Origin of the sequence: Pontibacter beigongshangensis (assembly GCF_014332515.1) — a bacterium.
GTDB lineage: Bacteria > Bacteroidota > Bacteroidia > Cytophagales > Hymenobacteraceae > Pontibacter > Pontibacter beigongshangensis.
In genome coordinates, this window is the sequence record NZ_VFSD01000026.1 from 85,733 (window position 1) to 107,069 (window position 21,337).

General features: G+C 46.1%; 18 protein-coding genes and 4 tRNA genes. 4 read left to right on the forward strand and 18 right to left on the reverse strand.

Features of this window, described 5'->3' with window-relative positions:
* Window positions 1–2: 2 nt before the first annotated feature.
* From rpsG to FJM74_RS19135, 17 genes are all read right to left on the reverse strand, one after another.
* Window positions 3–470, reverse strand: a complete 468-nt coding sequence (rpsG, locus tag FJM74_RS19055; RefSeq protein ID WP_187264230.1) for a 30S ribosomal protein S7 — start codon at window positions 468–470, stop codon at window positions 3–5.
* Window positions 471–488: 18 nt separating this feature from the next.
* The gene (rpsL, locus tag FJM74_RS19060) at window positions 489–905 is read right to left on the reverse strand and encodes a 30S ribosomal protein S12 (protein ID WP_026236167.1); all 417 of its coding nucleotides are present in this window, start codon (window positions 903–905) and stop codon (window positions 489–491) included.
* Between the two features lie 103 nt (window positions 906–1,008).
* Window positions 1,009–1,326: a DUF3467 domain-containing protein gene (locus FJM74_RS19065; protein WP_187264231.1), complete on the reverse strand. Its 318-nt coding sequence runs from the start codon at window positions 1,324–1,326 to the stop codon at window positions 1,009–1,011.
* An 8-nt stretch (window positions 1,327–1,334) separates the two neighbouring features.
* Window positions 1,335–5,651, reverse strand: a complete 4,317-nt coding sequence (gene rpoC, locus FJM74_RS19070; RefSeq protein WP_187264232.1) for a DNA-directed RNA polymerase subunit beta' — start codon at window positions 5,649–5,651, stop codon at window positions 1,335–1,337.
* 99 nt (window positions 5,652–5,750) lie between these two features.
* Window positions 5,751–9,623, reverse strand: coding sequence for a DNA-directed RNA polymerase subunit beta (gene rpoB, locus FJM74_RS19075; RefSeq protein WP_187264233.1), 3,873 nt, complete (start codon window positions 9,621–9,623; stop codon window positions 5,751–5,753).
* A 158-nt stretch (window positions 9,624–9,781) separates the two neighbouring features.
* Window positions 9,782–10,162: a 50S ribosomal protein L7/L12 gene (gene rplL / locus FJM74_RS19080; RefSeq protein WP_187264234.1), complete on the reverse strand. Its 381-nt coding sequence runs from the start codon at window positions 10,160–10,162 to the stop codon at window positions 9,782–9,784.
* A gap of 42 nt (window positions 10,163–10,204) precedes the next feature.
* A complete protein-coding gene (rplJ, locus tag FJM74_RS19085; protein WP_187264235.1) occupies window positions 10,205–10,729 on the reverse strand; it encodes a 50S ribosomal protein L10 in 525 nt (174 codons plus the stop codon).
* Between the two features lie 4 nt (window positions 10,730–10,733).
* Window positions 10,734–11,426, reverse strand: coding sequence for a 50S ribosomal protein L1 (gene rplA, locus FJM74_RS19090; RefSeq protein ID WP_187264236.1), 693 nt, complete (start codon window positions 11,424–11,426; stop codon window positions 10,734–10,736).
* A gap of 16 nt (window positions 11,427–11,442) precedes the next feature.
* Window positions 11,443–11,886 (reverse strand): 50S ribosomal protein L11, encoded by a 444-nt coding sequence (gene rplK / locus FJM74_RS19095; RefSeq protein WP_187264237.1) that lies wholly within the window; start codon window positions 11,884–11,886, stop codon window positions 11,443–11,445.
* A 13-nt stretch (window positions 11,887–11,899) separates the two neighbouring features.
* Window positions 11,900–12,457: a transcription termination/antitermination protein NusG gene (gene nusG / locus FJM74_RS19100; RefSeq protein ID WP_187264238.1), complete on the reverse strand. Its 558-nt coding sequence runs from the start codon at window positions 12,455–12,457 to the stop codon at window positions 11,900–11,902.
* Window positions 12,458–12,466: 9 nt separating this feature from the next.
* Complete coding sequence (secE, locus tag FJM74_RS19105; protein WP_187264239.1) at window positions 12,467–12,658, reverse strand: preprotein translocase subunit SecE; 192 nt, start codon at window positions 12,656–12,658, stop codon at window positions 12,467–12,469.
* 28 nt (window positions 12,659–12,686) lie between these two features.
* Window positions 12,687–12,759: transfer RNA gene (locus tag FJM74_RS19110), tRNA-Trp, on the reverse strand.
* 105 nt (window positions 12,760–12,864) lie between these two features.
* Window positions 12,865–14,052 carry an elongation factor Tu gene (gene tuf, locus FJM74_RS19115; RefSeq protein ID WP_187264240.1) on the reverse strand — a complete coding sequence of 396 codons (1,188 nt, stop codon included), beginning with the start codon at window positions 14,050–14,052 and terminating at the stop codon, window positions 12,865–12,867.
* A 69-nt stretch (window positions 14,053–14,121) separates the two neighbouring features.
* Window positions 14,122–14,193 (reverse strand) — tRNA-Thr (locus tag FJM74_RS19120).
* A gap of 113 nt (window positions 14,194–14,306) precedes the next feature.
* Window positions 14,307–14,379, reverse strand: a tRNA-Gly gene (locus FJM74_RS19125).
* A gap of 37 nt (window positions 14,380–14,416) precedes the next feature.
* Window positions 14,417–14,499, reverse strand: a tRNA-Tyr gene (locus FJM74_RS19130).
* Between the two features lie 154 nt (window positions 14,500–14,653).
* Complete coding sequence (locus FJM74_RS19135; RefSeq protein ID WP_187264241.1) at window positions 14,654–17,209, reverse strand: M1 family aminopeptidase; 2,556 nt, start codon at window positions 17,207–17,209, stop codon at window positions 14,654–14,656.
* An 85-nt stretch (window positions 17,210–17,294) separates the two neighbouring features.
* On the opposite strand from FJM74_RS19135, the gene FJM74_RS19140 reads away from it, so the two are divergent.
* The 4 genes from FJM74_RS19140 to FJM74_RS19155 all read left to right on the forward strand — a co-directional run bounded on the left by FJM74_RS19140 (window position 17,295) and on the right by FJM74_RS19155 (window position 20,529).
* Window positions 17,295–17,792 (forward strand): biotin/lipoyl-containing protein, encoded by a 498-nt coding sequence (locus tag FJM74_RS19140; RefSeq protein ID WP_187264242.1) that lies wholly within the window; start codon window positions 17,295–17,297, stop codon window positions 17,790–17,792.
* Between the two features lie 78 nt (window positions 17,793–17,870).
* Window positions 17,871–18,590 carry a UMP kinase gene (pyrH, locus tag FJM74_RS19145; protein WP_187264243.1) on the forward strand — a complete coding sequence of 240 codons (720 nt, stop codon included), beginning with the start codon at window positions 17,871–17,873 and terminating at the stop codon, window positions 18,588–18,590.
* Between the two features lie 116 nt (window positions 18,591–18,706).
* Complete coding sequence (frr, locus tag FJM74_RS19150; protein WP_187264244.1) at window positions 18,707–19,270, forward strand: ribosome recycling factor; 564 nt, start codon at window positions 18,707–18,709, stop codon at window positions 19,268–19,270.
* Window positions 19,271–19,611: 341 nt separating this feature from the next.
* On the forward strand, window positions 19,612–20,529 hold the full coding sequence (locus tag FJM74_RS19155; RefSeq protein ID WP_187264245.1) for a glycosyltransferase family 2 protein: 918 nt from the start codon (window positions 19,612–19,614) through the stop codon (window positions 20,527–20,529).
* Between the two features lie 229 nt (window positions 20,530–20,758).
* Here the strand turns inward: FJM74_RS19155 and FJM74_RS19160 are convergent, their stop codons facing one another.
* Window positions 20,759–21,001, reverse strand: coding sequence for a hypothetical protein (locus tag FJM74_RS19160; protein WP_187264246.1), 243 nt, complete (start codon window positions 20,999–21,001; stop codon window positions 20,759–20,761).
* Window positions 21,002–21,337 lie beyond the last annotated feature (336 nt).

Below are 21,337 nucleotides of genomic sequence, written 5' to 3' on the forward strand. Positions count from 1 at the left end.
TATTAAAATCTAAAGTGTGAGAATGCTTTGTTTGCCTCGGCCATTCTGTGCGTATCGTCTTTCTTTTTAACAGCAGCACCTTCACCTTTAGCAGCAGCAATGATTTCACCTGCTAACTTATCTTTCATGGTTTTCTCACCGCGTCTGCGCGAGTAAGAAATCATCCACTTAATACCCAGAGATACTCTGCGGTCCGGGCGAACCTCAGTCGGCACTTGGAATGTAGCTCCTCCAACTCGGCGGCTTTTCACCTCTACGCTCGGCATGATGTTATTCAATGCTTTCTTCCAGGTTTCCACTCCGCTTTCTTTTGTTCTTTGCTCTACTAGATCCACAGCATCATAGAAGATACCATACGCCACACTCTTTTTACCGTCTTCCATTAAATAGTTAACGAAGCGTGTGATTAATGTCTCTTTATATTTCGGATCAGGAAGGAGAACTCTACTTTTAGGCTTTGCTTTTCTCATTGTATTAAAAACTATTAATTATTTCTTTTTACCACCTTTACCTGCTGCAGCGGCTGGCTGACCTGGTTTTGGTCTTTTCGCACCATACTTAGAACGGCTTTGCAGACGTCCGCTCACACCGGCCGTATCAAGCGCACCACGTACTATGTGATAACGTACACCCGGAAGGTCTTTAACTCTACCTCCCCTGATCAACACAATAGAGTGTTCCTGAAGGTTGTGGCCTTCTCCTGGGATGTAGGCGTTTACTTCTTTTCCGTTTGTTAACCTTACTCTGGCCACTTTGCGCATAGCTGAGTTTGGTTTCTTAGGAGTTGTTGTATATACTCTAGTACATACGCCACGCCGTTGCGGGCATGCGTCTAAGGCAGGAGACTTAGAATTATAAGTCAGTTTCTCTCTACCTTTTCTTACTAATTGCTGTATAGTAGGCATTTATAAGTTGTTAATGATCTATTTTTCTACTCAAAAATTGGGTTTGCAAAGGTATTAATTTCCCATTGCAAATTCAAATTTTAATTCACTAATTCTTAGCACCTTAGGCTTCGCCTATGGTTCCTCCAAAATTCATTGGAAACGATGGGGCCTCATTAGCCTGCTTTATCTCACCATAAGTTGCCTCAAACTTTTGTACATTATCAGCCAGAGCTGCCAATAATCTTTTGGCATGCTCTGGCGTAATAATAACTCTAGATTTCACCTTCGCCTTTGGCAACCCTGGCATCAGCCTAATAAAATCAATCACAAATTCGCCACTGGAATGAGCTATCATGGCCAGATTCGCATACTGTCCTTCGGCTATTTCTTCCGTTAGCTCAATATTTATTTGATGCTGATTTTGCTGATCTTCCGCCATAGCTAAGGTTATCTGTTCTGCAGTTCCTGTTGTTTCGGCTTAGCCGCAGATTTTTTGGATTCAACTAAAGATTCATACTCATCGTTGTTCCCGACTATTAGCCTTTGATATTCTCTCAGGCCCGTACCCGCCGGTATCAGATGCCCTACAATCACGTTCTCTTTCAGACCAAGTAATTCATCGGCCTTGCCTTTGATCGCAGCCTCACTGAGCACCTTAGTAGTTTCCTGGAAGGATGCTGCAGAGATAAAGCTTTGCGTGCCTAAGGATGCCTGTGTGATCCCCTGAAGGGTTGGCCGCGATACAGATGGTTGCGCATCTCTAACTGTCACCAGTTTCAGGTCTCTTCTTTTTAAACTTGAATTTTCATCACGCAGCCTTCTGGCACTTACAATCTGTCCTGGTTTCAAGCTGGCAGAGTCTCCGGAATCTTCCACAACTTTCATGTCTATGATTCTGTCGTTCTCTTCCATGAAAGTGATTTTATCAACCACCTGATGTTCCAGGAAGCTGGTATCTCCCGCCTCCAGCACAACTACTTTCTGCATCATCTGGCGCACGACCACCTCAATGTGCTTATCGTTGATCTTCACACCCTGCAATCGGTATACTTCCTGGATCTCATTCACCAGATATTCTTGCACCGCGCCAGGACCCTGGATGCTCAAGATATCGTTTGGTGTAATGGCTCCATCAGATAGCGGCATACCGGCACGAATAAAGTCATTGTCCTGTACCAGAATGTGTTTCGACAATGGCACCATGTATTTTTTCTTCACACCGTCTTTCGACTCAATGTAAATTTCTCGGTTACCACGTTTCACACTACCATAGGTTACCACACCATCTATCTCAGACACAACAGCCGGGTTAGAGGGGTTACGCGCTTCAAACAACTCCGTCACACGTGGCAGACCACCTGTAATATCGCGGGTTTTTCCGATAGCGCGAGGAATCTTCACCAGAATTTGTCCAGCCTTTATTTTCTCTCCGTCTTCTACCGTTAAGTGCGCTCCTACAGGTATGTTATAGCCTTTAGGATCTCCGTTGGCAGGGTTTACTACAATAGCAGGGTTCTGCGTCTTGTCTTTCGTATCAACGATAACTTTTTCACGGTAGCCGGTCTGTTCGTCGGACTCCTCACGGTAAGTAACGCCTTCTATGATAGACTCATAAGTAATAACCCCATCAAATTCTGACAGAATCACAGCGTTATAAGGATCCCAACTACACAGCTGATCTCCCTTCTCAACCATTTGTCCCTCGTTCACCACGATAAAGGAACCATAAGGTACGTGGTTGCTGATAAACAGCTTTCCTGTGGCAGGATCTACTATCTTAATCTCCCCGGAGCGGCCCATCACTACTTTTACTGAATCGCCTTCGTTGTTGATCGTATCAATGGTACGAACATCCTCAAATTCGATTTTACCAGCAAATTTTGCCTTGATGGTTGCATCAACCGCAATGTTAGAAGCGGTACCACCCACGTGGAATGTACGGAGCGTCAACTGCGTTCCAGGCTCTCCGATTGACTGTGCTGCAATTACACCAACAGCCTCGCCTTTCTGCACCATAAATCCTGTAGCCAGGTTACGGCCATAGCACTTGGCACAGATCCCGCGTTTCGACTCGCACGTAAGTACCGACCTGATCTCCACTGTCTCAATGGCAGTGTTTTCAATTTCACGAGCCACTTCCTCTGTTACTTCCGCGCCAGATTCTACAATCAACTCGTTTGTAATTGGATCATATACATCGTGTACCGTTACGCGGCCCAGGATACGCTCAGACAATGATTCCACAATGTCCTCATTATCTTTCAGCGCACTAACTTCCAGACCTCGCAGCGTGCCGCAGTCTTCCTCGTTCACAATCACGTCCTGAGAAACATCTACCAGGCGGCGTGTCAGGTAACCAGCATCCGCCGTTTTAAGGGCAGTATCGGCCAGGCCTTTACGGGCACCGTGTGTGGAGATAAAATATTCGATTACATCCAAACCTTCCTTAAAGTTGGAAAGGATCGGGTTTTCGATAATCTCTCCTACTGAGCCCTGAAGTGATTTCTGAGGCTTCGCCATCAGCCCCCTCATACCACCTAACTGACGAATCTGTTCTCTTGAACCACGGGCTCCAGAGTGCATCATCATGAAGATGGAGTTAAAGCCCTGGTCATCGTTCTCCAGGCGTCGCATCAACGTTTCCGTAATCTGGTTGTTGATACGGGTCCAGATGTCAATTACCTGGTTGTAACGCTCATTGTCTGTAATCAGACCCATAGAGTAGTTAGCCCAAACAGCATCCACTTCTTTCTTGGCCTGGTTTACCAATTTATCTTTTTCAGCAGGAATCTGAATATCTCCAAGACCCATTGACAATCCACCCTTATAGGCAGATTGGAAACCTAATGTCTTGATATCATCCAGGAAGTGAGCCGTACGGGCCATACCCGTTTCTTTGAACACTCTGGAGATAATCTGCTGCAATTTTTTCTTTGTCAGAAGCTCGTCAATAAACCCTACTTCTTCAGGCACGAACTGGTTAAAGATCACGCGGCCGGCCACTGTCTCGATAGATTTCGTTACCAGTTCGCCTTTCTCAGCTTTAACTTTTGTTCTTACTTTAATGTAGGCTTGCTTAGAAAGCCTGCCTTCGTTGATAGCAATAATAACTTCTTCTGCTGAGTAGAAGCTCATGCCTTCACCGGCAATTTTCTCGTGCTCAGTACTGCGCTTTCCTTTGGATACATAATATAAACCTAGCACCATGTCCTGAGAAGGCACCGCAATAGGAGCACCATTGGCCGGGTTCAGTATGTTATGCGATGCCAGCATCAGCATAGAGGCTTCCAGTACAGCAGCAGGTCCGAGTGGAACGTGCACCGCCATCTGGTCACCGTCAAAGTCGGCGTTAAAGGCCGTACATACCAATGGGTGAAGCTGAATAGCTTTACCTTCGATCAGTTTTGGCTGGAATGCCTGAATACCTAATCTGTGAAGTGTAGGGGCACGGTTCAGGAGAACCGGATGGCCTTTCAGCACATTCTCCAGGATATCCCAAACTACAGGGTCCTTACGATCCACTATTTTCTTAGCAGACTTTACAGTCTTAACGATGCCTCTTTCAATCAGCTTACGGATAATGAAGGGCTTAAAGAGTTCCGCTGCCATGTTCTTCGGCAAACCGCACTCATGCAGCTTCAATTCTGGACCAACTACAATCACTGAACGACCGGAGTAGTCCACACGCTTACCAAGCAGGTTCTGACGGAAACGTCCCTGCTTGCCTTTCAGCATGTCAGAAAGTGATTTCAATGCACGGTTTCCTTCTGCCCGCACGGCGTTCACTTTTCGAGAGTTGTCGAACAGGGAGTCTACTGCTTCCTGTAGCATACGCTTCTCGTTACGAAGGATTACTTCAGGAGCCTTGATCTCAATCAAACGCTTCAGGCGGTTATTGCGAATAATAACACGTCGGTACAGGTCGTTCAAGTCGGAAGTAGCGAAACGGCCGCCATCTAATGGAACAAGTGGCCGAAGCTCTGGCGGAATTACAGGCACCATCCGGATGATCATCCACTCTGGTCTGTTCTCGATTCTGGTGGCAGCATCACGGAAAGCTTCTACTACCCGAAGACGCTTTAACGCCTCAGCTTTACGCTGCTGCGAAGTCTCGTGGGCAGCGGCGTGGCGCAGTTCGTAAGACAGATCATCTAGGTTAGTACGCTCCAACAGCATCTGTAAGGACTCTGCCCCCATTTTTGCGATGAACTTGTTTGGATCATTGTTATCCAGCACCTGGTTCTCGCGCGGGAGTTTGTCGATCATGTCCAGGTATTCATCTTCTGTCAGAAAATCTAGCGTATTAACACCATCTTCTGCCAGAATACCTGGTTGTATCACAACATATCTTTCGTAATAGATGATCTGATCGAGCTTTTTGGTAGGTAATCCTAAAAGGTACCCTATTTTGTTAGGAAGAGATTTAAAGTACCAGATATGAGCAACAGGCACTACCAGTTCAATATGCCCCATACGCTCCCGACGCACTTTCTTCTCAGTCACCTCTACACCGCAGCGGTCGCAGATAATGCCTTTGTATCTGATCCTTTTATACTTTCCGCAGTGGCATTCCCAGTCCTTTACAGGGCCGAATATTCTTTCGCAGAATAGCCCGCCCATCTCAGGCTTATAGGTTCTATAGTTGATGGTCTCAGGCTTTGTAACTTCTCCGTTGGAACGCTCCAGAATCGACTCTGGCGAAGCTAGGCTTATCGTTACTTTAGAAAAGTCCTGAGTTAATTTTTTATTTTTTGCAAATGCCATATTATTATAATAATGTCGATACAATGATATGCTACACAGCTATACAGTATAAATTGCATTAAGCGCTTTGGCCTATGCCGCAGCGCTTAATGCAGTTTATTATTCCAATGTGATTTCTAACGCCAGACCCCTTAATTCGTGAATCAATACATTAAATGATTCCGGTATGTTTGGTTTTGGCAGTACATCACCCTTCACAATTGCTTCATATGCTTTCGCACGACCAATCACATCATCTGATTTTACTGTCAGGATCTCCTGGAGAACGTTTGATGCACCAAATGCCTCAAGTGCCCACACTTCCATTTCACCGAAACGCTGCCCACCAAACTGCGCTTTACCACCAAGTGGCTGCTGCGTAATAAGGGAGTATGGTCCAATAGAACGGGCGTGCATTTTATCATCTACCAGGTGACCCAGTTTCAGCATATAAATTACTCCTACAGTTACTGGCTGATCAAAGCGATCTCCGGACAAACCATCGAATAAATAAGACCGTCCAAAGTGCGGCAGTCCGGCCTCAGCCAGTTCAGCAGAAACCTGCTCTTCCGTTGCACCATCAAAAATAGGTGTCGCGTATGTTCTTCCTAATTTCTTTCCTGCCCAACCAAGCACAGTTTCATAGATCTGGCCAATGTTCATCCTTGATGGTACACCAAGTGGATTCAAAACAATATCCATCGGTGTTCCGTCTTCCAGGAATGGCATATCTTCTTCTCGCACAATCCTAGCTACTACCCCTTTGTTACCGTGGCGGCCTGCCATCTTATCGCCTACCTTCAACTTACGCTTTTTGGCGATGTATACCTTGGCAAGTTGTACGATACCGGCAGGCAGTTCATCCCCTACCTCTAACGTGAATCGCTCACGTTTAAAATGGGCGGAAGTGATGTTTCGGCGCTTGTTGTAATTTTTAACAAGCTCAACCAACATATTATTGATCTTTTCGTCCTCTGTCCAGTTTTCCAGAATAAGATCTTTGAACATATTCACCTCTTCTGGAACCGCATAGTTACTTTCGTCCTTGTATGGGTTCTTTTCAGGGAACAGTGCCTCGATTATATTCTTTCTGGAGAACTTAGAGCCTTTGGTCAGGATTTCATCGCCAAACTTATGGCGAATGCCGTTCGTCGTCTTGCCTTCCAAGAGAGCCACTAATTTATCAACCATAATATTTTTTATGGCTGTTAAATCCCTTGAGTACTTAACCTTCAGTTCTTCAACCTCTTTTTTAGACTTAGCCCGAAGGTTTTTATCTTTCTTAGGCCGGGAGAAAAGTTTCGTCTCAATTACAACTCCATTCAGAGAAGGCGGTGCCTTAAGCGAAGCATCCTTCACATCACCAGCTTTGTCACCGAATATCGCACGAAGCAGTTTTTCTTCCGGAGTCGGGTCAGTTTCTCCCTTAGGAGTGATTTTACCGATGAGGATATCTCCTTCGGTTACTTCAGCACCAATTCGGATAATTCCGTTCTCATCCAGGTTCCTTACGGCTTCTTCACTAACGTTCGGAATCTCAGAGGTAAGTTCTTCTTCACCACGCTTTGTCTCGCGAACCTCCAGTTCAAATTCTTCGATGTGAATAGAGGTAAACACATCATCTCTCACTACCTTTTCAGAGATTACGATAGCATCCTCAAAGTTATATCCCTGCCATGGCATGAACGCCACCTGCAGGTTCCTTCCAAGGGCCAGTTCACCATTGTTTGTCGCATAACCTTCGCACAAAGGCTGTCCTTTTGTTACACGTTGGCCTGTGTACACAATTGGAGTCAGGTTAATACACGTATCCTGGTTCGTCCTCCTGAACTTGATAAGTTTATAGGTAATATATTCCGCATCAAAAGCCACCAATTTCTCGTCTTCCGTCAGATCGTATTTAACCACAATCTTAGTAGAGTCAACAAAATCGATGATGCCTTCACCTTCTGCTATCACCAGTGCCCTTGAGTCTATGGCAGACCTTCTCTCCAGGCCAGTACCCACTATTGGAGCCTGTGGCTTGAGCAATGGAACCGCCTGGCGCTGCATGTTTGACCCCATGAGTGCACGGTTAGCATCATCGTGCTCCAGAAAAGGAATAAGGGAGGCAGCTACCGACACGATCTGATTTGGTGCTACGTCCATATAAGAATACGTACCTGGCTCCTCCACCGGAAAGTCCCCTTCAAAACGGCCTTTCACCCTATCGTTTACGAAGTTGCCATTATCATCGATAATAGCGTTTGCCTGAGCAATATGGTGTGTGTCTTCTTCTTCAGCAGTCAGGTATTCTACCGTTCCGTCTATATTTACTTTACCGTCCGCCACCTTACGGTATGGCGTTTCAATAAAGCCCATGTGGTTAACGCGTGCATGCACACATAGCGAGGAAATCAAACCAATGTTAGGTCCCTCTGGTGTTTCGATGGTACACAGACGGCCATAGTGCGTATAGTGCACGTCACGCACCTCGAAACCAGCTCGCTCTCTTGACAGACCACCTGGCCCCAGTGCAGATACCCGACGCTTATGCGTCACTTCTGCCAGCGGGTTTGTCTGGTCCATGAACTGCGACAGCTGGTTTGTGCCAAAGAAAGAGTTGATAACAGAAGACAGCGTACGCGCATTGATCAGATCAACCGGTTTGAAGTCTTCATTATCACGCACGTTCATACGCTCCTTGATGGTACGGGCCATACGTGCCAAACCTACACCAAACTGTGCATAGAGCTGCTCACCTACCGTTCTTACACGGCGGTTGCTCAAGTGGTCAATATCGTCTACTACCGCTTTGGAGTTAATTAGGCCGATCAGGTACTTCACGATGAGAACGATGTCTTCGTTTGTGAGTACTTTGGCATCCCAGTTAGAGTCCAGCCCCAGCTTCTTGTTGATTCTGTAACGACCAACTTCGCCCAGATCATAACGCTTATCAGAAAAGAATAGCTTCTGGATGATATCGCGTGCTGTTTCCTCATCAGGAGCCTCCGTATTACGAAGCTGTCGGTAGATTTGCTCAACAGCCTCTTTCTCGGAGTTTGAGTTATCCTTCTGAAGCGTATTATATATAATCGCGTAGTCCGCTATGTTTACATTCTCACGATGAAGAATTACCGATTGCACACCAGAATCAAGAATGATACTGATATCTTCAGCCGTAATTTCAGAGTCACGCTCTAAAAGCACTTCATTTCTATCGATGGATACTACTTCACCTGTATCTTCATCCACAAAATCTTCAGTCCAGGTTCTTAACACGCGGGCAGCAAGTCTTCTACCAGCAGCATTCTTCAGGTTTTCCTTTGTAGCCGGCATTTCTTCAGAAAGGCCAAACAGATCCAGGATATCCTTGTCGGTTCCATAACCTATAGCGCGCAGCAGCGTGGTAACGGGGAATTTTTTCTTACGGTCTATGTAAGCGTACATCACGTTGTTCACGTCTGTTGCGAACTCAACCCAGGAACCTTTGAACGGAATTATTCTGGCAGAATATAGTTTTGTTCCGTTTGTATGTTTACTTTGCGCAAAGAATACTCCTGGTGACCTATGCAACTGAGAAACAATAACACGCTCCGCACCATTTATAACAAAAGAGCCCCTCTCAGTCATGTAAGGAATATTCCCTAAGAAAACTTCCTGCTCAATTGTCTCAAAATCCTCGTTATCTTCGTCATTACAGATAAGGCGAAGTTTAGCCTTGAGTGGCACAGAATACGTTAATCCTCTGTCAATACACTCATCAACAGAGTATTTCGGAGGATCTATATGGTAATCGATAAACTCCAGAACGAAGTTTTCTCTTGAATCAGAAATTGGAAAGTTCTCAGCAAACACTTTGAACAAACCTTCCTGAGCTCTATTTTCAGCCGGGGTTTCCAGCTGAAAAAAATCCTGAAACGACTGTAGCTGAACATCCAGGAAGTCAGGATAGTCGATTACATGCTTTATAGAAGCAAAATTGATTCGCTCTTTCGTTTTATTCTTAGCCAAAGACATTGAATTTTAACGTTTACATTTTGACTCAGACACATGCTTTCAAAACAGTCATGTGCAAAAAAAGGATTCAAAATTTGAACCCATATACAAACAGGAAAAGACCTGACGAACTTGCCAGGTCTACCTGTTGTCGGTATGTTGGTAAAGTGAGATTATTTAACCTCAACTTCAGCACCAGCTTCTTCCAAAGATTTTTTCAGAGATTCTGCTTCGTCTTTAGCAACACCTTCTTTTAAAGGCTTAGGTGCACCGTCTACCAGTTCTTTCGCTTCTTTCAGACCAAGACCAGTAAGTTCTTTCACCAGTTTAACAACTGCTAGTTTAGATGCACCTGCTGACTTTAGAATAACATCAAAAGAAGTTTTCTCTTCTGCAGCAGCTCCACCTTCAGCAGCACCACCACCAGCAACCATCACTGGAGCAGCAGCAGCTGGCTCGATACCGTATTCGTCCTTAAGGATTGTAGCTAGTTCATTAACTTCTTTCACAGTTAAATTTACTAACTGCTCAGCGAATGCTTTCAAATCTGCCATTTTTATTGAAATTAAAAGTTACTTATTGATTACGTTTTTAAATTATTCTTTTTCTGATAAGGTTTTCAGGATACCTGCCAATTTGCTTCCACCGCTTTGCAGTGCTGAAACAACATTTTTAGCCGGAGACTGAAGTAAACCGATAACATCGCCAATGAGTTCATATTTGGACTTAACATTGGTTAAAGCATCCAGTTGGTCATCGCCAACGTAAATACCAGCATCGATATAGGCTCCCTTTAGTAGTGGGAGCGGATTGCCTTTCTTCCTGAAGTCTTTTATCAGCTTAGCCGGGGCATTACCTACTTCAGGAGAGAATACAACGCCGGAAAATCCTTTTAAAACACCTTCTAAGGCTGTAGTATCGGCTTCTAAGGTATCCAATGCCTTTTTAATGAGAGAGTTCTTATAAACTTTATACTCGAGGCCTCTTTCAAAAGCAAGTCTCCTGAACTGGTTGGTGCTGGCTACCGACATGGTAGAAGCATCTGTGATATAGAAATAGTTAGTGTTCGCTAACTTCTCGCTCAGATCCTTTACAATTATTTCTTTTTCTTCCCTGGTCATTTTCTTAGATTGTTGCGTTCTTATCAACGATTACGGCCGGGCTCATTGTGCTGGACAATGTTATACTTCTAATGTAAGTACCCTTAGCTGAAGATGGTTTCAAACGGTTAAGTGTAGCGATTACTTCAGCAGCATTTGCAGCGAGTTGCTCAGGCGTGAATGACACTTTACCTACGCTGGTATGGATGATGCCAGTCTTATCAACTTTGAAGTCGATCTTACCAGCCTTAACTTCTTTCACTGCTTTAGCAACATCCTGCGTTACAGTTCCGGACTTAGGATTAGGCATCAGGTTACGTGGCCCAAGGATTCTTCCAAGACGACCAACCTTAGCCATTACAGCTGGCATGGTAATAATCACATCAACATCTGTCCATCCTTTTTCGATCTTCTGAATGTAGTCATCTAGTCCTACGAAGTCAGCGCCAGCGTCTTTTGCTTCCTGCTCTTTATCGGGAGTTACAAGGGCCAGTACTTTTACTTCTTTACCAGTGCCGTGAGGGAGGGTTACAATTCCACGAACCATCTGGTCTGCTTTGCGGGGGTCTACGCCTAAGCGTACATCTATATCAACAGAGGCATCAAACTTTGTAAAAGTGATATCCTTTACAACTGAAGCCGCATCTGTTAAAGAATACTCTTTTGTTAAGTCAGCTTTAGCTAAAGCTGCTTTCCTGTTTTTTGAAATCTTCGCCATTATCCTTTAACTCTTATTATTCGTTCCAAGGAGCATCTCCAGATACCGTGATGCCCATGCTGCGTGCTGTTCCTGCTACCATTTTCATGGCGGCATCCAGTTTAAACGCATTCAGGTCGGCCATCTTGATCTCTGCAATCTCTCTTACCTGATCCCATGTAACTGAACCTACTTTGTTACGATTCGGCTCTTTCGAACCAACCTTAATTTTAGCAGCATCCATTAACAAAATAGGGGCAGGCGGCGTCTTAATAACGAAGTCGAAGGACTTGTCTGCATAAATTGTAATCAATACTGGTAACACTTGTCCTGGCTTATCCTGGGTTCTGGCATTAAACTGCTTACAGAACTCCATGATGTTAAGTCCTTTAGAACCAAGTGCAGGTCCAATCGGTGGCGATGGGTTCGCGGCACCTCCCTTTACCTGAAGTTTCAGGTAACCTTTTATTTCCTTTGCCATTATTTAAATTAAACTATGATTCTTTTTCTACTTGCATGTAGTTAAGCTCCACCGGTGTGTTACGACCGAAGATCTTCACCATCACGTTCAGCTTCTTACGCTCTTCAAACACCTCCTCAACTGTGCCCGAGAATCCGCTGAAAGGACCATCCATCACTTTCACCAACTCACCAACAATAAATGGGGTATCCAGTACTTCCGACTGCTCTTCTGCCTCGTCTACCGTTCCCAGGATCCTGTTTACCTCAGACTGGCGTAAGGGAACAGGCTTCTTATGAAGAGTTCCTTCATTAGAGCCAAGAAAACCAATCACTCCCGGTGTGCTGATGATAATATGCTCAGCCTCTCCATGAGAAAGGTCTGCGTTCACCAACACATAGCCAGGAAAAAAATTACGCTCTCTGATACGCTTCTTACCGCCTCGCATTTCATACACCTTCTCGGCAGGAATAAGAACCTGGGGCACATACTCTTCCAAATGCTGACGCACTATCTCATTCTCCAGGTAAGCTTTCGCTTTCTTTTCCTGACCACTTACTGCGCGCACTACATACCATTTTAAATCAGCCATAGCTTCTTATTAAAACTGGTTGTAAAACCATTCGAGTGAGCCGTCAAAAACAAAATCTATAGCGCCTACTACCAGAGCAAAAATCAGGGAGCCAATCAAGACTAGTACAGAACTACGCTGCAACTCAGCATAAGAGGGCCATGAGACTTTATTTCTCATTTCCTCCACTGTTTCGTTTATATAGCTTTTAATATTGCTCATCGCCTTCGCTTTACCAGATTTAAAATTGCACGGGTGGAGAGACTCGAACTCCCAGCCAATGGTTTTGGAGACCACTACTCTACCAATTGAGCTACACCCGTAAAAAAATGCACGCCACTTTTGAAATGGAGTGCAAAGTTATTTATAATATTTGCAAAAACAAACCCGTTCCTAAAAAAGATTATCAGGAACGGGTTTTATTTTTTTTAAACAAGTACTTCTGTTACCTGACCAGCACCTACAGTTCTACCACCCTCACGGATAGCGAAACGAAGGCCTTTCTCCATGGCTACCTTGTTGATCAATTTCACTGTGATAGTGATGTTGTCACCAGGCATAACCATTTCTACACCTTCTGGCAAGACAATTTCTCCAGTAACGTCTGTCGTTCTGAAGTAGAACTGAGGACGGTACTTGTTGAAGAATGGAGTGTGACGTCCACCTTCTTCTTTTGAAAGAACGTAAACTTCAGCTTTGAATTCTTCGTGAGGCTTCACTGAACCTGGCTTACAGATAACCATACCACGACGGATGTCGGTTTTCTCAATACCACGGAGCAGCAGACCAACGTTGTCACCAGCTTCACCTCTGTCAAGGATCTTACGGAACATCTCAACACCAGTAACAGTAGACTTCAGGTTCTCAGCACCCATACCTAATATTTCTACTGGCTCACCAGAGTTGATCACACCACGCTCGATACGGCCTGTTGCAACAGTACCACGACCAGTGATAGAGAACACGTCCTCTACTGGCATCAGGAATGGAAGATCAGTTAAACGAGCAGGGATTGGAATAAAGCTATCTACTGCAGCCATCAGCTCTTCGATAGTTTTCACCCATTTCTCTTCGCCGTTCAGGCCACCAAGCGCAGAACCTTGAATCACCGGAATGTTATCGCCATCAAAGTCATAGAAAGAAAGCAGTTCTCTGATTTCCATCTCAACAAGCTCAAGAAGCTCAGGGTCATCCACCATGTCCACTTTGTTCATGAACACTACCAGCTGAGGAACACCTACCTGACGGGCAAGAAGGATGTGCTCACGAGTTTGTGGCATAGGACCATCTGTAGCCGCAACCACAAGAATAGCGCCGTCCATCTGAGCAGCACCTGTAACCATGTTCTTCACGTAGTCAGCGTGACCTGGGCAGTCAACGTGAGCATAGTGACGGTTTTCAGTTGCGTATTCTACGTGCGATGTATTGATAGTAATACCTCTTTCTTTTTCTTCAGGAGCGTTATCGATTGAAGAGAAGTCACGTAGAGTAGCCAGACCTTTCTTAGCCAATACTGTAGTAATGGCAGCAGTCAAAGTTGTTTTGCCGTGGTCAACGTGACCAATAGTACCGATATTTACGTGCGGTTTGGAACGGTCAAATGTTTCTTTAGCCATTGTATGATTTAAATTAAGGTTAAAACGTTTAAGTGTTTTGTGTTTTAAATGTACACGTAACGGACTTTGAGCCAACGATGGGAATTGAACCCACGACCCCTTCCTTACCAAGGAAGTACTCTACCCCTGAGCTACGTCGGCCTTCAACTCTTTCGGAACTACAATCTGAACCTACAGTAAAAAGGAAATCCATTTACATGAAATTCCCTTCCTTTGATTTCCATAAATCCAACCGGTCGTTACTTTCTGAGTTGAGCGGGAGACGAGGTTCGAACTCGCGACCTATAGCTTGGAAGGCTATCGCTCTACCAACTGAGCTACTCCCGCTTCAAAACCGATCAAGCCATTACCTGACTTTAAAAAGTGGGGAGAGAAGGATTCGAACCTTCGAAAGCTCGCGCTAACGGAGTTACAGTCCGTCCCATTTGGCCACTCTGGAATCTCCCCAATTGCTTATTCAGCACAAAATTTAACAGAACATCTCCTTATAATTCACAGCTCCTTTCCAGCTGTTCGTTCTAAGGAGATGCAAAATTAACTACTTTTAGATCAGAGTCAACTATTCCTCTAAAAAAAACTTATTTTTTTTTCTGTTCCTTGTTTAGCGGTTGTACAGATTCAGCAGCCGTTCATCTTTTTCGTTCTGTTTTATTTTTGCCTGTAGCTCCTTTACCTCCTGACGGTCAGACATTACCGACAATGACTGATATGCTCCTAACCGTATATAGTACAAATTATGATGCAGTGCCAGATCGCCCAGTAAATTTATCGCCTCCGGTGTATTTGCCTGTTCATTGGCGGCCAGAAACGCGCCAAAACTCTGCAGCAAGTAATAAAGCCCACTTCCTCTCCCCTGTTTTACCTGCTTTATAAACCAATCATATTTTTCCATCCCACCCTGCACGGCATAGTAAACCGCCAGCGACAGCACTACATCTTCATTCTTTTCTTTATCGAACACAGCCAGCCTGGCTTTGGTGTCCGGAGCGCCGGTACCGGCATATGCCAGGATTCCGGCGGCGGCAACCTGGTAAGAACTGTCTTGCATGGCTTTCTCATACAAGGGCTGCATGTCTTCGCCTCCCCAGGCGGCCAGGGCCAGAATGGCATCGGCGCGTACGGAGCTTTTTTTGTCGCTGAGAGCAATTTGCCTTACCTCATTCACAAAAGCTCCGGCTTCTTCTGCCTCTAAACCGACCAGGGCATTCACGGCCATGCTCCTGATGTGCCAGAACTCATCTTTCAGGGCTACCTGCATCAGGTTGCGCACCTCTGTACTCTGCAGTTTTTCCTCCAGCTTCACCAGGGCCTCATATCTTGTTCTCATTTCTTGTGCGTTACTAAACTGATATATGAGCTCTCTTTCTGTTTTAGAATGCTCCACTGTACCCAGCAGCTGCTGCTCACTATCAAAAACCACGGCCTGCGGTTGAGCAGCTACAGGGAACTGGAAAGTCTGTACTGCTTTGTTTACTTCTATGGGGTAGTCGCTGCGCTTGCCATTTACCCATACGGCTACCTTCAGCGGCAGGCGGTATACGGGCACGTACAAGGTATCCTGCTTCTGCGCCACCTGCAAGGTTAACTGACCATCTGCAAAGGTATGCCTTACCTCTAGCTCCGGGTGGCCGGGTTTCATGAACCACTGATCAAAAAACCACATCATGTCTTCACCGGTCACGTCCTCAAAGGCCATGCGCAGCTCTGCTATCTCCACATCAGAGAACTTGTGCTTGGTCAGGTAGTGGTTTAGGGAGGCGTAAAAAGCATCGTCGCCTACGTACTTGCGCAGCATGTGCAGCACACGGCCCCCTTTCGCGTAAGAGTGGCTGTCGAACATTTCTTCACGGTTGCCATAGCGGTAGCGGATTAACGGCTCCCGCTTCGTTTCAGCTTCAGCCAGATACTGGCCCAGCTCCTCCAACTGCAGGTAAGCGGCTTCATCAGCGCCATACTTATATTCCGACCACAGATACTCTGAGTAATTGGCAAACGACTCGTTCAGGGGCAGGTTTGCCCAGGACTCGGTGGTGACATAATTACCGAACCAGTGGTGAACAAGCTCATGGGCGATAATGCCGTCCCAGCTTTTATCAATCAGCTCCCGCTCCGTCAGTTGCAGGTCTTCCATAAACACAGAGGCAGTGGTATTCTCCATGGCACCGGACACGAAATCACGCACCACTATCTGGGCATATTTCGACCACGGATAATCCACTCCCAGCTTTTTGGAGAAGAATTCCATCATTTCAGGTGTATGCCCGAATATCTTTTTGGCAGTAGCTGCATAAGCAGGCTCTACATAATAGTTCACCTCTTTATCGCGCCATTTGTCTTTTACCACCGAAAATTCGCCTACCGCTACCATGGCCAGGTAAGGCGCGTGCGGCTGCTCCATTTTCCAGTAGTCGGTTTTGGTACCATCGGGGTTTTGGCGGGAGTACACAAAGGTGCCGTTAGAGAGTGTCGTGAACTTTTTGTCTACGGTCAGGTAGACATCCTGCGTCATGCGCTCGTTTGGCGAATCGATGGTCGGGAACCAGGCAGAGCTGGCCTCCGTTTCGCCCTGTGTCCAGATCTGGCGGGGCTTGTCAGCCTCAGTACCCAGAGGGTTTATAAAATACAGGCCTTTGTCGTCGGTTATGGCATCGCTGCCACCAGATGCCAGCTCGTTGGGCTTGGCTGTATAGTTGATCTCGATTATGAATTCTTCATCGCGGGTGAAGGTGCGACCCAACTCAACGGTAAGCTTTAGGCCATCGTATGCGTATTTCAGCGGTGTTCCGTCAAAACCTTTCATCAGGTGGATGCTGTGGATATCAAAGCCTTTGGCATCGAGCACCAGCTGTTGCTGTGGGTAAAAATAGGGCTTCAGGGTTAGTTCGGCCAGCCCCAGCACATGCTGCTTCTCCCAGTCGAAGCGAAGCCGCAGTTTGGTGTGCAGCAGGTCGTGGTGCCGGGTACGCGATGGGTTAAAGCCATGGATCTTGGGTGCCCACACAGGAACAGAAGAAGTATCGGCAGCGGCGCCAGGAGTTATATCAGAAATTATGACGTTGTTCTCATTTGTGCCAACCGCACCTTTAGGAGTGCTGCAACCAGCCGAGAGGGCCATCATTGCGGCGATACCCACAGCACTCAGAAATCTTTGATTCATAGTGGAATGTTTTAATTTTGGGTCCAATTTCTAAAATTACTCTGATAATTCAATTATCTTTAAGCCCCGAAACCAGATTTACACGATGCTCCAGGTAAAAACCGCTGACGACAAGACATGGCAGGTTACAATACAGAAAGATGCGGTACTTCTTAACGGATTGCCTTTCAACTGGGACATCTCCCCTATCGGCCCCAACTACTTTCATATCATTAAAGACAGCAAATCTTATTCGGTTGAGCTTGTGGAGGCAGATTACAAGGCCAAGACATTTACGCTAAAAATCAACGGCGTGGTGAAAACTGTCAGCGTGAAGGACCAGTTCGACCTCCTGCTCGATAAACTGGGCATGACCGATGCCAATACCCAGAAAGTAAACGATGTGAAAGCCCCGATGCCTGGCCTGATTCTTGAAATAAAAGTGCAGCCAGGGCAGGAGGTGAAAAAGGGAGACCCGATTATGATACTGGAGGCAATGAAGATGGAGAACATCCTGAAGTCGCCGGGCGATGGCGTGGTAAAGGAGATAAAGGTGGCGGTACGCCAGAACGTGGAAAAGAACCAGGTGCTGATTTTGTTTTAGTTTGCAGATGTTGCCAGCCGGGCAGCATAACGCCCGATTGCAGCACGATCTTTTGAAATCATAAATACAACTATAATCGTGAAGTATAAACGGATATTGCTAAAGCTTAGCGGTGAGGCGCTGATGGGTGAACAACAGTACGGCATTGATTCTAACAGATTGATGCAGTATGCCCAGGAAATAAAAGAAGTATCGGCGCTTGGCGTGCAGGTGGCGGTAGTTATAGGAGGTGGCAACATTTTCAGGGGGGTGCAGGCAGAGCAGGTGGGTCTGGACCGGGTGCAGGGCGACTATATGGGCATGCTGGCCACGGTTATCAACAGCATGGCCTTGCAGAGCGCCCTGGAGAAGCTAGGCGTGTATACCCGACTGCTTTCGGGCCTGAACATACAGCAGGTTTGCGAGCCGTATATTCGCCGAAGAGCAGTGCGGCACCTTGAGAAAGGGCGTGTGGTTATCTTTGGCGCCGGCACCGGCAACCCTTACTTCACCACCGACTCAGCAGCCAGCTTAAGAGCTATTGAGGTAGAAGCCGACGTGGTGCTGAAGGGAACCCGGGTAAACGGCATCTACTCTGCTGACCCCGAAAAAGACCCGGACGCAATATTTTACCCCAATATCTCTTTTAAAGAGGTGTTCGAAAAAGGACTGAATGTGATGGATATGACGGCCTTTACCTTGTGCAAAGAGAATGACCTCCCCATTATTGTATTCGACATGAACACGGGCGGCAACCTGAAGCGCCTGGTACAGGGAGAGCAGGTAGGTACGCTGGTGAGTATGGACGAAATGCTTTAACAGCGGCCCCAGCGCTCCCTCGGCATTTGTGGCATAAAACAGATTTCACAAAAATCAGTATCATTACAAACAAAAGACAATTAGTTTCAGCAGAAGAACTTTAAGATAAAATTGATATGACGGAAGAAATTCAGTTTTACCTCAGCGAAGCAGAGGAATCTATGCAAAAGGCAGTGCAGCACACCGGTGCCGAACTGACAAAGATACGCGCCGGCAAGGCTTCTCCGGCCATGGTAGAGGATCTGCGGGTAGATTACTACGGCACTCCTACTCCTGTATCGCAGGTTGCCAATATCTCTACACCCGATGCCCGTACGCTCATCATTAAGCCATGGGAGAAAAACATGGTGAATGAAATAGGCAAAGCCATCAAAAACAGCGACCTGAACCTGAACCCCATGCACGATGCCGACAGCATCCGCCTGAGCATTCCGCCCCTGACGGAGGAACGGCGCCGTGACCTGGTGAAGCAGGTGAAGAACGAGACAGAGGCAGGCAAGATCAGCATCCGCAACATCCGCAAAGATGTGAACGACTCGCTCCGCAAACTTCAGAAAGAAGGTACTGCCGAAGACGACGTGCGTGATGCAGAAGCCAGAGTACAGAAGCTCACTGACAGCTATATTGTGAAAATAGATGAGTTGCTGGTGAAGAAGGAAGCCGAGATCATGACCGTGTAATCTTTCTGTTGTTTATTTGCGACTGATGTTACGCACTCAGGCTGAGTTGCTATAAATTGTTTAAAAGCAGGTACTACTTTATTTGCAGAAAGCAATCTCGTTTTGAAGGAAACGAATTATTGCAGCATTTTAAATCCGGCTCTTAACAGTAGCAACTTGCTGCCAGGTTCGTAACATCAGTTGTTTTTTTGTTGCCCTTGCTCCCGCTCGTAACTTCTGGTGGCCCCGCCGCGCTCCGAATGGTTCTACCCTTCACGCAATTTCCGGTTTGTAGCTCTCCGCTAAATCTGCCAAAAAACTAAATATTACATATTAAAAGCGAACATGGCTTTACTCCCTTTATGAAAAAAGTAGCTGTCGTTATAATCAATTTCAACTCGTCTGACTTCACCATAAACTGTGTGCGCTCTATATTGGAGAAAACACCTGCTGATTTTGATTATGGCATTGTGGTGATAGACAACAACTCTCAGATAGCTGATTATACCCGGATGCAGCAAAGCTTACAGGCAATTAGCCAGGTTACCATCTTCAGGAGCAGGATTAATGTAGGGTTTTCTGCCGGCAATATGCTTGGGGTGCAACTCGTACAAGCCGAGTATTATTTCTTCCTGAATAACGATTGCGAATTTCTAAACGACAATATCAGCCTCTTGTACAACTTCATGCAGCAAAACACCGATGTTGGCGTAGCATGTGGCCAGATGTACAATACGAACCATTCGCCTCATCACTCTTTCGGCTACCTGCCCACGCTCGGTTTAATGCTTTTCGGCACCAGTTTTATGCGCATCTTTGGCAGCGGTGTTCTCCCTTCCAAGACAACAGCTTACTCCAGGCCTCTTAAAGTGCCTTTTGTAACGGGTGCTTCCATGTTTGTGGATTTCCAGAAATTATCGGAAGTTGGCGGCCTCGACACCAATTATTTTCTCTACTGCGAAGAAGAGGACATTGCAAAAAAAATGAAGGACAAAGGATACTTTTGTTATCTCTTGCCTGCAGCCCAGTTCATCCATCATATGGGCAAAAGCACATCCCGCAACTTCGATATCGAAAAAGAATTCTATATATCAAGGCTTTACTATCATCGCAAGCACAACAACATGCTAGCGTATCAGGCCTTTAAGCTCCTGCACTTTTTCAGGAACTTCCGGAAGTTCTATAAAGACGCTATTTATGCCAGGCTCGCCTTTTTTATTTTGATAGGGGCTCCCCTCAGGTACTCGCTCCGGCACCGGCAACAGATCAGCCCCCTTTAGACTCGCTCTCGCTCAGGCTGCCTGCGGCACCGGACCTCTCGAATAGAGGGTCCCTTCCCCCGGCGCCTCAAGCCAGGGACTGGGATTGATTCATTAGCCAGCTCTATTGCAGGGCAATGGTAAGCGAAACCGGTAATCCCTATATAGATACCTCCTAACATGATATGCACTCAAATTATTCTAATCAAAAAGCCCCTCCGGAGGCTCTGCTGCTGTTCAGGCATGTTGTTTAGTTAGCAGAGGGGCTCAGGTCAATGTTATCCAGCTCATCAGAGTTCTCCTCCATCATCTGCTTTAGTTCGTCTTCTATGGATTTGTTTTCCAGCAGGGCAAAGTAAGTGGGAGTTTCGTCAGTGCCGCCCGCAAAGGCCAGGTTCGCGTTTACGACCTTCCATCCGGCCTGCGCCAGATCATTTAAGTTCGATTCAAATGATTCAGCATCATTCACTTTTACTACTTTATAGGTTTTCATTGTTTTCCGTTTTTGGGTTTCTTTGTTGTTTCAGCCTCCAGTGCCTAAACCAATATCCTTAAACGGACTTTCTTTAAATGTGGCTCATAGCTGCATTAATATCGGTGGCCTACGCAACCCAGTGCTGCTGCTGCCCATGCTCTGCGGTAAATTATTGGAATGAAAAAGGCCCTCCGGAGGCGCTGTTGCTGTTGCTGAAGCGTACTTATGGTGCCTGCCCCCCTTTTGCCTGAAACTGATATCCGTGCCAGTACCGGGCGCGTGAGCAGCTGGAGGGTCGCCCTCCAACTACCTGGCATTTCCGAAATTATTTTGCAGGGGAGTAACTTAAACCAG